The 12,494-nt window shown below is 61.3% G+C and carries 8 protein-coding genes; 7 read left to right on the top strand and 1 reads right to left on the bottom strand.

What is annotated here, in order from left to right:
* Nucleotides 1–23: 23 nt before the first annotated feature.
* On the bottom strand, nucleotides 24–293 hold the full coding sequence (locus ACI0FG_RS02525; RefSeq protein ID WP_419786986.1) for a hypothetical protein: 270 nt from the start codon (nucleotides 291–293) through the stop codon (nucleotides 24–26).
* Nucleotides 294–476: 183 nt separating this feature from the next.
* On the opposite strand from ACI0FG_RS02525, the gene ACI0FG_RS02530 reads away from it, so the two are divergent.
* From ACI0FG_RS02530 to ACI0FG_RS02560, 7 genes are all read left to right on the top strand, one after another.
* Nucleotides 477–2,657, top strand: coding sequence for an NHLP family bacteriocin export ABC transporter peptidase/permease/ATPase subunit (locus tag ACI0FG_RS02530; RefSeq protein ID WP_419786987.1), 2,181 nt, complete (start codon nucleotides 477–479; stop codon nucleotides 2,655–2,657).
* On the top strand, nucleotides 2,658–5,519 hold the full coding sequence (locus ACI0FG_RS02535) for an NHLP bacteriocin export ABC transporter permease/ATPase subunit (protein ID WP_419786988.1): 2,862 nt from the start codon (nucleotides 2,658–2,660) through the stop codon (nucleotides 5,517–5,519).
* Nucleotides 5,516–6,646 carry an ABC transporter substrate-binding protein gene (locus ACI0FG_RS02540; RefSeq protein ID WP_419786989.1) on the top strand — a complete coding sequence of 377 codons (1,131 nt, stop codon included), beginning with the start codon at nucleotides 5,516–5,518 and terminating at the stop codon, nucleotides 6,644–6,646. The genes ACI0FG_RS02535 and ACI0FG_RS02540 overlap by 4 nt, the downstream gene beginning before the upstream one ends.
* An 82-nt stretch (nucleotides 6,647–6,728) precedes the next feature.
* Entirely contained in the window at nucleotides 6,729–7,724 is a 996-nt protein-coding gene (locus ACI0FG_RS02545; protein WP_419786990.1) for a zinc-binding dehydrogenase, read from the top strand.
* Nucleotides 7,725–8,237: 513 nt separating this feature from the next.
* Nucleotides 8,238–10,385, top strand: a complete 2,148-nt coding sequence (locus ACI0FG_RS02550) for a type I secretion system permease/ATPase (RefSeq protein ID WP_419788345.1) — start codon at nucleotides 8,238–8,240, stop codon at nucleotides 10,383–10,385.
* A gap of 7 nt (nucleotides 10,386–10,392) precedes the next feature.
* Nucleotides 10,393–11,727: an HlyD family type I secretion periplasmic adaptor subunit gene (locus tag ACI0FG_RS02555; RefSeq protein WP_419786991.1), complete on the top strand. Its 1,335-nt coding sequence runs from the start codon at nucleotides 10,393–10,395 to the stop codon at nucleotides 11,725–11,727.
* A 15-nt stretch (nucleotides 11,728–11,742) separates the two neighbouring features.
* Entirely contained in the window at nucleotides 11,743–12,459 is a 717-nt protein-coding gene (locus ACI0FG_RS02560) for a transglutaminase-like cysteine peptidase (RefSeq protein WP_419786992.1), read from the top strand.
* The last annotated feature ends 35 nt before the right edge of the window (nucleotides 12,460–12,494 follow it).

The following is a 12,494-nucleotide window of genomic DNA, read 5'->3' on the forward strand; positions in this document are numbered from 1 at the left end:
ATCGTCAGGAAACCGGAAGCGCTCTAGAGCGTGTCGTCGTTGTCGGAGCCCGGAATATAGGTGCCTGCCGCGGCCAGCATGTCCAGTTCGTCGTCGGAGAGCGGCTCGTCCACCCGTCCCAGTGCGGTGGCGAGCTCCCCGGACATGGCCGGCGCAGGTTGCGCCGCACCCTGCAGGCAGGCCGTGGCTTCCCATGTGCGGCGCAATGCTTCGGCCTCATTGGGGTCGTCCACATCCCGCAGCAACTCCTCCAGGAGCTCCCGGTTCATGTTTTGCTTGAAATTCTGTGCCATTATCCTATCGCCTTCCCGCTCTCGGGCTGCGCCCGAAAGAAAAGGTTTTTCTGTTGTCAGCGCTATAGATGCGTTGGTTGCCGAAAAAGTTTCGGCAAGTCTAGAAAAAGAATGTTGTTTGACAAAAAGTGTTCTCTGATCCAATTTATGTCAAATTAATAAAATCTTGGCATAATACAAAAAATGAACAACGGCGGAAAATCGAAAAGAGCGAAGACGCCCACGGTGCTTCAGATGGAGGCCGTGGAGTGTGGAGCCGCGGCGCTCGGGGCTGTCCTCGGGCATCATGGCGCCTATATTCCTCTCTCCACCCTGCGTGAGGAGTGCGGCGTCAACCGTGACGGCTCCCGCGCGGCCAATGTGCTCCGGGCCGGACGAATGCACGGCCTGGAAGGACACGGATATCGACGCGATGCCGCTACCTTGCTTGAAAAAACCGTTTTCCCGGCGATTATTTTCTGGCGTCACTCCCATTTCCTGGTTCTGGAAGGGGCGGATGACAGGCATATCTACCTGAATGACCCGGCCAGCGGACACCGGCGGGTTACCCGGGAGGAGCTGGAACGGGATTACTCCGACGTTGTTTTGGAGTTCGAGCCGGGGCCGGATTTTGAAAAGGGCGGCCGTCCCTTCCGGCTGTGGGAGGGGCTGCGCGAGCGTATGGCCGGGGAACGCGAGGCCCTCTGGCTCATCATCGCCCTCTCGCTGCTGCTGGTGATGCCCGCACTGGCCATTCCGATATTTTCCAAGGTGTTCGTGGACAAGGTTCTGGTGGCCAGCCATCTCAACTGGGCCGGTCCACTTCTGCTTGCCATGCTGCTGACTCTGCTTATCCGATCCTCATTGTCCTGGATTCAGCAGCACTACATCCTCAAGATGCAGACCAAGCTGACTCTTGCCTCGTCCAGCCGGTTCATGTGGCACGTCCTGCGGCTTCCGGCCCGATTCTTCGCCCAACGCTACGCCCCGGAGATCACCCAGCGCTGCCGTCTCAACGAGGTTGTGGCCGGGCTGCTCTCGGCCCAATTCACCACCGGGGCGCTCAATCTCTTTTTGGCGAGTTTTTATGTGATCGCCATGTGCTTTTACGACTGGACGCTCACCCTCTTCGCCCTGCTGGTCATCGTGCTGAATGGTGCGGTGCTCAAGGTGGCGGGGCCCCGACGGCATGATGAGTCCATGCGCATGGCGCAGGAGCGGGGCAAGGTGGACGCCACGTCCATGGCCGTGCTCCAGACCGTGGACACCATCAAGGCCCAGGGGATGGAAGAGGACGTCTTCGCCTTCTGGGCCGGGCACCATGCCACGGCGGTGCAGTCGGCGCAGCGGCTGGGGTCTCTGGCGAATTTTATGGGGCTGGTCCCCTCGGCTCTGACCATGCTCACCGGGGTGGTCGTCCTTGGGGCCGGAGCCGTGCGCGTCATGCAGGGGCACATGACCCTCGGCGAGCTGGTGGCTTTCCAGGCCTTTGCGGCCATGCTCTTCGACCCCGTGAATCAGCTGACCGCCCTTGCCGGATCGTTGCAGGATGCTGGCGCGTCCCTGCGGCGGCTGGACGACGTGCTCACCCATCCGGTGGAGGCCGACGCCGAGTCGCTCATGGCCGATGGCGAGACTGTGATGTTCGCGGCCAGCGCCGTCAACGGCGGCCTGGAGCTGGACAATGTAACCTTTGGCTACAGCCCGCTGATGCCGCCGCTCATCGAGAATTTTTCCCTGTCCGTGGCACCGGGCGCGCGGGTTGCGCTGGTGGGCGGTTCGGGGTCGGGCAAGTCCACTTTGGCCAAGCTGGTGGCCGGATTGTACAAGCCGTGGTCCGGCGAGGTTCGCATAGACGGCACGCCGCGCGCCGAGCTGCCGCCCTTTGTGGTGCGCGATGCCGTGCAGATGGTGGATCAGCAGATATTTCTCTTTTCCGGCTCAGTGCGCGAGAACCTGACCCTGTGGGACCCGACGGTGGGTGACGAGGCCCTGGTGCGGGCCTGCCAGGATGCGGTCATCTACGACGTGGTGGCCGGACTGCCCGGTGGCCTGGACGGTACGCTGCTGGAAAACGGTGCCAACCTTTCGGGCGGCCAGCGCCAGTGCCTGGAGATTGCCCGCGCGCTTGTCTCCAACCCGGCCATCCTGATTCTGGACGAGGCCACCAATTCCCTGGATACGGTCAAGGAAGCCGAAGTGGACTACAATATCCGTCAGCGCGGCTGCACCTGCCTCATTGTGGCCCATCGCCTTTCCACCATCCGCGATGCGGACGAGATCATCGTCCTGGACCACGGCAAAGTGGCGGAGCGCGGCACCCACGAGGCCCTGATGGCGCTGAACGGCGCCTACGCGGAACTCGTCAATTCGGAGGGCCGGTAAGTGGCCAGAGCTATTCCCAGAAGGCGCATCGAACTGGACGACACCGGCATGGTCTGGCGCGTGGAACGCGGCGCGGCCAGCGTGATGGTGGAGCCTGCGCCCGAGGCGGGATTGCCGCGCGCCTCGCGTACCCTGTTCAAGGCCGAGGAGGGCGGGTACATCTTCGGCTTCTCCTCCGGCGAAATGGCTGGCCGCGTGCGTGTTTTTCTCGAATCCTCGCCCGGCACCCGGCTGGTGCCCATGATGGCCGAGGATTTCATTCATCAGTGCCGATCAGATGCCAAGGGGGCAGCCCCGATGGTGTCCGACTCCGTGCGCCAGGTCGCTTCGCTTGTCAGTCCGGACATTCCGCCGCCGTCGGTCCTCAAGATGCTGAAACCGGGCGGTAATTTTCGCCTGAGCAAGGGGACGCAGGCCGCCGCCCTCAGTGAACTGTGGTTCCGTGTGGACTCCGGCGCTGTAGCCTATGGTGGCGGGGAAGCCCTGGGCAAGCTGGAGGGCAATGTCTTTCATCCCCTGGGCGGCAATCTCTGGGTCGACATGATCGAGAGCGGCAGGCTGGTTTGCGTCTCCACTGAAGACGTGGTCCGGGCCGGGGTGTTCTTCGATGCCTTTGCCTCGTTCGCGGCCATGGCCGTGGCCATGGTTTTCGAGGGCTTTTCCGACCTCGCCCTGACCAAGCTCCGGCACCTGATGGACAGCTCCCGGCATCGAAGCGAGGAGTTTTCCAAGGCCCTTGGCAGAGCTGCCGCCGTGGTGGACCCCAAGGCCGGATTCGAGGCCGGAGCGCCCGGCGTCATCGAGGCCGTGCGCCTGGTGGCGAAGCGGCTGGGGGCCCAGGTGAACGAACCGCCCCGGCTGCGGCCCGGCCTGGACGAACAGGTAGAGGATATTCTGGGACATAACGGGTTTTATTCCCGAGAAGTGGAGCTTTCCGGTACGTGGTTCAACATCGACTCCGGGCCGTTGCTCGGCTTTGTCGGTGAGGACCATGAACGAAAGGCCGTTGCCCTTTTGCCTTCGGGCAAAGGCTATGTGGTGGCCGATCCCGCTTCCGGCAGGCATACGCCGGTGACCGAAGACGTGTCCGCCACACTTTCCGGTTCGGCGCTTCAGCTCTATCCTCCGCTGCCTGCTTCGGCCGCCGCTCCCGCCGGGCTGACCAAGTTCGCCTTCCGGGGATGCGGCCGGGAAATCGCGTTGATCGCCTGCATGGGCCTCTTGGGCGGGGTGGCCGGTTTCGGGTTGCCCATGGCCATGTCGGCCACGGTGGACACTGTCATCACCAACGGCGAATACGGGATGCTCGGCCAGATCGTCTTCGGCCTGATCATGATAGCCGTGGGGGCTACCGTCTTCCAGATGGTCAAGAGCGCGGCCCTGCTCCGTGCGGAGACCCTTGCCCAGGTCTCGCTCCAGTCCGCCGTGTTCGGCAAGTTGCTCAGGCTGCCCATCGAGTTTTTCAAGAAATTCCCGGCCGGTGATCTTTCCGATCGCGTCATGGCCGTGGACAATATCCGCCAGTCCCTTTCCGGAGCCGTGCTCTCCGGGCTGCTTTCTGCTGTTTTCGCCCTGACTAATCTGGTGTTGCTGGCCATCTATTCCTGGCAGCTTTCCCTTGTCGTGCTGGTCATTCTCTCCTTTTCCATGCTCTTCGCCTACTTCATCATGAAGCAGCAGATGCGTGCCCAGAGCCGCGTGCAGAACGCCATCGGCCGGCTGGCCGGAATGGAGTTGCAGCTCATCACCGGCATCAACAAGCTGCGTGCCGCCGGGGCCGAGGCCAACGCCTTTGCCCGCTGGATGGAGACTTTTTCCGAACTGCGCAAGATCTCCTACGCCATCGGGCGGGGGCACAACGTGGTCACGGTATACACCACCGGGCTGCCGCTGTTTTCCAGTATGCTGGTGTTCGGCCTGTTCGTGTTCAGCGGCATGAGCCAGCAGTTGTCCCTGGGCAGCTTCCTTTGTTTCAATTCCGCCCTCGGGCAGCTGACGGCGGCCATGGCCACCATGGCCCAGGTCGGCGTGTCGATGATTTTCATCAAACCCATGTATCAGCGGGCCAAGCCGATTTTGGACGCCACGCCCGAAACCCACGCCGCGCTTGAAGATCCCGGCAAACTCATGGGTGCGGTGGAGGCCGTGGGTCTCAGCTTCTCCTATGAGGGCGCGAACCAGCCGAGCCTGCGACAGGTCAGCTTCAAGGCCGCGCCCGGTCAGTTCGTGGCTATTGTCGGTCCCAGCGGATCTGGCAAATCCACGCTGCTTAAGCTGTTGCTCGGGTTTCACCAGCCTGTGGGCGGGGCCGTGCTTTTCGACGGCAAGCCCCTGCGGCGTCTGGACCCGGTCAAGGTGCGCCGCCAGATCGGTTCGGTCATCCAGAACGGCGAGCTGATTCAGGGCAATATCTTTTTCAACATCATGGGAGCGTCCAAGAACGTGTGCGAGGAGGATGCCTGGCAGGCCGCCAAGCTGGCGGCCGTGGACGAGGACATCCGTGCCATGCCCATGGGGATGCACACCTTTGTGCCCCATGGCGGCGGAACGTTTTCCGGCGGCCAGAAGCAGCGGATCATGATAGCTCGCGCCCTGTCCAAAAAACCGCGTATCTTCCTGCTGGACGAGGCCACCTCGAACTTGGACAACGCCAGCCAGGCCAAGGTGATGCGCAACCTCCAAGCCCTCAACGCCACGCGCATCGTGGTGGCGCACCGGCTCTCCACCGTGCGTGAGGCGGACCTCATCTACGTCATGCAGCAGGGCATGGTGGTGGAGACAGGCACCTTTGACCAGTTGATGGAAAAGAAGGGACTGTTCGCCCGGCTGGCATCGCGCCAGATGGAAGGAGACGGCCGATGAAGGGATTGACCGCCTGGATCGTTTTCGGCTTTGCCGCCTTTGTCTGCCTGTTCTGGGTCAGCGTGGGCGTGCGCGACGACCTGCGGGAGGATGATGTTTTCAATCGCGTGTTGGAGGAACGGCTGGACATGGCGTCCGGTTCCGCCAAGGAGCTTTATATCGGCGTGGCCGGAGACTGGGCCACCCATCCCGAAATTCTGAAAGGGGCGCAACTGGCCGCGACATGGGTCAACGAGAAGGGCGGCGTCCTCGGACGCAAGGTGGTACTGGTGCCCCGCGACGACAGGGGAAGTGAGAAAGGTGCCTTGGAGGCGGCGCAGTCCTTTGCATCCGACCCCAGGATTCCCTTTGTGGTCGGGCACACCAGCGTGCCGACACTGGCCGAGGTGGCACAGAATTACGCCTTTTACGGGGTGCTGGCCCTGTCGCCCAATACGCCGGGCATGGCCTATACGGACAACACCTTTCCCCTGATATTCGGCAATGCCCTGGACTCGGCCATGGTCAGCCGGAGCGCGCTGGACATGGTGCGCAGCAAGGGGTGGAAACGGGTCGGACTGGTTTACGCCGAGGGGTTCCGGGGCGCGCGTCTGGCCCGCGAGTTCGAGTCGCAGGCGGAATGGCGCGGCCTGCGCGTGGTGCTCTCCTATGGCTATGGGAAGAAGGGTGACGTGGCGAAGCACATGGACCAATGGAGGCGGGAGCTCGGACTGGATGCCATGGTCCTGGCCGTGGGGCGCAACAAGGTCCTGCCGCTTGTCTCCGCCTGTCGTGCCGTGGGCTTGGATTGTCCTTTTGTCATTATAGGCGACTTCCCGCACATTGCCGAGGCCAAGCGTAAATTTTACGGTACGTTGTATTACGGGAAAGAGGAACGACCTGCCGGGTACAAGGTCTTTGTGGACAGATATCGCGCCGAATTCAATCAGGCTCCCGGCGTGGACGCCCTGTTCGGCTGTGATGCCGTTCGGCTGCTGGCCGGGGCGGCCGGTCGGGCTGGGACCTGCGAACCGGAAAAGGTGGCTGCGGCCCTGCATGAACCCGCACCCGAATCCCTGACCGGGACCGTCCGATTCAATGCGCATGGCGGTGCGGTCAAGCCGCCGCCGCAGTTTGTCCGGTTTTGATGTTTTTCCTATTTCCCCGGCAATAATTTACAAAAAACGTGACGCGGGCTATCGTGGCCTGCGATACCGGGAGGTATAAGCCATGAAAGCAATGATGCTTGAGCGGTACGGCGAGGATTTCTCTTTTGCCCTCCGCGACGTCGAACGGCCGGAGCCCCGGCCCGGCGAAGTCCTCATCAAGGTCGTCGGGTCCAGTTTCAATCCCATCGACAACAAGATAGCCACCATGGGGGATAAGCTGGGATTTGCGCCTGAGTTGCCCGCTGTGCCCGGCATGGACGTCTCCGGTGTGGTGGCGGACATTCCGCATTCCATGTCGAAGTTCCAGCCCGGCGACCGGGTTTTCGGATGCGCCGGGGGGCTGGTCAATATGCCCGGTGCCCTGGGTGAATACATGGTTGCCGACGAGCGGCTGCTGGCCCATGCGCCCAAGTGCATGGACCTGGCGGAGGCGGCGGCTCTGCCGCTTGTTTCCATCACTGCCTGGCTGGCCCTTTTCGAGCGGGCGCGGATAAAGCCCTGCCGGACGCTGCTGGTCCATGGCGGGGCAGGGGGCGTGGGGCACGTTGCCGTGCAGCTCGCCCAGCACGCCGGGGCCAAGGTGTTTGCCACCGTGTCCAGCGACGACAAGGCCGCTGTGGTGGAGAGCCTCGGAGCCACGCCCATTCCCTATCGGGAGATGGCGGTGGCCGACTATGTGGCCGAGTGCACCGACGGCGAGGGATTCGACGTTGTTTTGGACACCGTGGGCGGCGCCTGCCTGGATCAGTCCTTCGAGGCCGCGGCCATTGGCGGACAGGTCGTTTCCACCTCCACCCGCGCGACGCATGACCTTGCCGCCATGCACGCCAAGGGGCTGACGCTCCATGTTGTTTTCATGCTGCTCCCGCTCATGACGGGCGACGGCAGGCCGCTTTACGGGCGCATCCTGCACGAGATTGCCGGGATGGTGGACGATGACCATCTGGCCGTGCTGTTGGATAGCCATCGTTTCGACTATACCGAGGTGGCAGAGGCCCATCGCTACTGGGCTTCGGGAGAGGCTCTGGGCAAGATTCTCGTCACCGTTGACGGCTAGGCGGAACATCATCTGCAATTCCCATCGGCAAGGCTGTGGAAAAAACCGAAAACCGGCGGGATTGCTGGCATAACGCCCAAATGAAACTTGACAAAAATGATATCGAAGGAAAAGGTTGGGATTGCTTTTCTAGGTTTGATGAACGGCGTGCCGGGCGGTGGGCTGCAAGGGGTATGTTCCGGGACATAAGTGAGATGTATGGCTGAAGAGAAAAAAAAGAACATAGACGATGTTCGGGATGAACTGTTCCCGGAATCCGGCGGCTCCAAGCCGGAGCCGGCGGGAAAGCCCGTCGGCAAGGTGCGGGCTGCCAAAAAACCGGTCGGCAATGCCCCTTCCGGCAATGCTTCGGCCGGGGGGCGTCCCGATTCCGGCGCTGCTCCCGGGCCGCGTACATCCGCTGCGGAACAGGCTGCGAAAGCCTCAGCGGAACAGGCTGCGAAAGCCGCCGCAGCCGCTGCTCCCGGCGGCGGAACCCCTGGCCAGGAATCCCAGCCACAGTCCGGGACGGATATGGAGAGCGACGAACGTATTTCGCCAAAGGACATAGATTACCAGCCGCCCTTGGTCATCTGTCTTTCGATCATCAGCCGACTGTTGGGCAAGCCCGTGTCCTCGGCCACCCTCAAGGCGGGCATCCCGCAAAAAGAGGGGGTCATCACCGCCGCCTCCATCGTCCGAGCGGCAGAGCATATCGGCATCCAGGCCAAAACCGTGTACCGGGAGAACCTGCGCGGCATCACCAAGCTGGTCATGCCCTGCATGCTGCTCTTGCGCGGGGGCAACGCCTGCGTGCTGGTGGATACCGGCGAGGACAAGGCCACGGTGTTTATCCCCGGCCACGGCATGGACGAGAGTGAAATTCCCCTTGAGAAACTGGAAGAGGAATACACCGGCTACGCCATCTTCTGCCATCGGCAGTCCAAGCTGGACAAGCGGGCCAGCGAGCTGAAGCTGGTCAAGACCAAGCGTTGGTTCTGGGACGTCATTTTCCGTTTCTGGCCCATCTACCGCCATGTCATTGCCGCCTCCATCGTTACCAACCTGATCATCATCGCGGCGCCGTTGTTCACGATGAACGTCTATGACCGGGTGGTGCCGAACAATGCCACGGACACGCTCTGGGTGCTGGCCATCGGCATTGCCATCGCCTATCTGTTCGGGTTCCTGCTCAAGAACCTGCGCGCCTATTTCGTGGACGTGGCCGGGCGCAACGCCGACGTGCTCATCGGCAGCCGGATCATGCAGCATCTCATGTCCGCGCGGCTGGACTACATGCCGGAATCCGCCGGAGCGGTGGCCAACAACATCCGTGAGTTCGAGTCCCTGCGCGAGTTCTTCAGCTCCTCATCGCTGGTGGCGCTCATCGATCTGCCGTTCCTGTTCGTTTTCATCGCGCTCATCCACTACATCGGCGGGGCCGTGGCCTGGCCGGTGTTCATCGCCGTGCCCGTCGTCGTGATATTCGGACTGGTCCTCCAAGGGCCGTTCCAGCACATCATCGAGGGGCACTACAAGGAATCCACCCAGAAATACGCGCTCCTCTTCGAGATCGTGCAGGGGCTGGAGACTATCAAGACCTCCATGGCCGAGGGCCGTATGCAGGCCCGGTGGGAGAACGTCGTCGGCATGTCCGCGCTGTCCAACAGCCGGGCCAAGGTGCTGGCCAACGTTTCGGTCACCTTTTCCATGTTCATCACCCAGATGGTCTCCGTGGCCATCATCATCACCGGCGTCTACCTCATCGGCGAGGGCAAGCTGACCGTCGGCGGGCTGATCGCCTGCAATATTTTGGCGGGCCGATCCATGGCCCCGCTTTCCGCCGTGGCCGGGCTGCTGGCCCGTTTCCAGCAGTCGCGCATGGCCATGAAAGCCCTGGATATGCTCATGGAGATGCCTTCCGAGCGTCCCGATGACAAGGAGACATTCCATTACGGTGAAATGGAGCCCTCCGTGCAGGTGGAGAATGTCTCCTTCAGCTATCCTGGCACGGACAAGGCCGTGCTGAACGAGGTCAACCTGATCATCAAGCCGGGCGAGAAGGTCGGCGTGGTGGGGCGTACCGGCGCGGGCAAGTCCTCGCTGGGCAAGCTCTTGGTCGGCCTCTACCAGCCTGTGCAGGGGGCGGTGAAGGTGGGCAATATCGACCTGCGTCAGCTGGATACCGCCGTGCTCCGGCGCAAAGTCGGCTACATTTCACAGGATTCCCTGCTTTTTTACGGCACTCTCAAGGACAACATCGCCTTTGGCCTGCCCGAGGCGGACGACCAGTCCATCAAGGTCGCGGCCGACATCGCGGGAGTTACGGATTTCGTCAAGGATCATCCCGCAGGCTACGGAATGATGGTGGGCGAGCGCGGTTCCTCGCTGTCCGGCGGGCAGCGGCAGGCCGTGTCCATTGCCCGGGCCATCCTGCCCGACCCGGAAATCCTGATCATGGACGAACCTTCCAGCAACATGGACAACCAGTCGGAATACCGGTTCAAGTCCAAGCTGGAGCCGTTCATCAGAGACAAGACCGTCCTGGTCATCACCCACCGCCATTCCATGCTGGATCTGGTGGATCGGCTGGTGATCATGGACCGTGGCCGCGTCGTGGTTGACGGTCCGAAACAACAGGTTCTGGACGGGCTGCGCAGCGGCAAGATCAGGGTTGCGTGAGGTAGGCATGGGTAAAAATAGTCACAAATACGGAAGAGAAACCCTGCTGTTCATGTCCGAGGTGGACCAGGCCCTTTACGGCCGTGGCCGCCGTTTGGCCTACCTCATGTCCGGGACCATCCTGTTTATGTTTCTCGGTTTTCTGGTGTGGGCCAAGCTGGCCGTGCTCGATGAAGTGACCAAAGGCTTCGGCAAGGTCATTCCGTCCCAGCGCGTGCAGGAAATCCAGAACTTGGAAGGCGGCATTCTGAGCGAGATTTTTGTGCAGGAAGGGCAGATAGTGGAAAAGGACACACTGCTTTGCCGATTGCGCAACGAGCAGGCTGCCAGTTTTCTGCGCGATGCTCAGACCAAGGCTCAGGAACACCGGGCGGCCATTGCCCGCCTTACGGCAGTGGTCGAAGGGCATGATCCCATTTTCGACGAAGACCTCAAGGAGAAGGCCCCGCAACTCGTCGGAGACCAGACGCGAACCTTTCATGCCCAGATGAATCAGTTGTCCATCGAACTCGGTGTGCTGCAAGATCAATACGACCAGAAGATGTCCGAAGTCACCGAGATGGAGGGACGGCGCGCCCAGTTGCGAAAGTCCCTCAAGGTGGCGGAGAAGCAGCGAGACATTGCCAAGCCGCTGGTGGAAAAGCATATTCACTCTGAGCTGGATTACCTTGCCCTGGAGCAGAAGGTGCTGGAGCTCAAGGGCAATGTGGATGCCCTGACTCTGGGGCTGCCGCGTGTTAAGAAAGCGGCCCAGGAGGCCCTGGGGCGCATGGAACAGCGCAAGGCGGAGTTCCGCAGCGATGCTTTGGAAGAGATCAATCAGCGGCGGCGGGAATTGCATTCCATCAACGAGACCCTGGCCGCCGGTGGCGACCGCGTTACCCGTACCGATGTCCGGTCGCCGGTCAAGGGCGTGGTCAAGCACATTCTGATCAACACTCTGGGAGGCGTGGTCAAGCCGGGCGAGTCCATCATGGAAGTAGTTCCGCTGGACGACAGTCTGCTCGTCGAGGCCAATGTCAAGCCCTCGGACATCGCTTTCCTGCATCCGCAGCAGAAGGCCAAGGTCAAGATCACGGCCTATGACTTCTCCATCTACGGAGGCCTGGACGGGACCGTGGAGAACATCAGTGCGGATACCATCCAGAACGAGAAGGGCGAGAGCTTCTATCTGGTCAAGGTGCGGACCAAGAGCAATTCAATTACCTATCGGGGCGAGTCGCTGCCCATCATGCCGGGCATGACGGCGCAGGTGGATATTCTCACCGGCAAGAAGTCGGTGCTCGACTACCTGCTCAAGCCTATCCTGAAAGCCAGGCAGAACGCGCTGCGGGAACGGTAGCGCGAGGGTTCGCCCATGAGCCGTTCTCCAGCCGTACTTCAGGTGGCCGCCAAGGCGTTTTGCGCCCTGCTGATCTTCTGTTGTCTGGCTGCCGGGGCGCAGGCTGCCGAACCTGCCAAGGCCAAGGCTGCCAAATCCCGCGGTGTCCGCCTTTTCGGAACAATTGAGTTCAAGGGCAAGCTGGACAATCTGCCCAAGTGGACCGGCGTGCTCAAGAAGATGAAGTCCTGGAAAGGGTATTTCAACTCTCCGGACATGGCCAAGCTGCCTTCCAAAAATGCCTGGATGAAGCTCAAGGCCGAGCTCAAGGGCAAGCCGGACATGGACCGGATCAAGGCGGTAAACAAGTTTTTCAACCAGTGGCCCTACAGGCTGGATGCCGCCAACTACGGCGTGAGCGACTATTGGGCATCCCCTCCAGAATTCCTCAAGAAATCAGGCGATTGTGAAGATTACGCCATTGCCAAGTACTATGCCTTGAAAGAGCTCGGATTTTCCGTGGATCAGCTGCGCATAGTGGCTGTTCGCGACATGATCCGGAATATCGGGCACGCCATTCTCGCCGTGTACCTTCCGGACGATGTGTATGTTTTGGACAATCAGACGGTAATGGTATTGCCGCATACGCGGTATAAACATTATATGCCGCAGTATTCCGTGAACGAAAAGTTCCGATGGATGCATGTCCCCGCAACCAAGAATACATTCTTCAAGCGGGCAACCAAGAAATAACGGACCGCATATCCCAGGCGGTCTGCAATAACCAG

The organism is Pseudodesulfovibrio sp. 7M6, from assembly GCF_050058625.1.
Lineage (GTDB): Bacteria > Desulfobacterota > Desulfovibrionia > Desulfovibrionales > Desulfovibrionaceae > Pseudodesulfovibrio > Pseudodesulfovibrio salinus.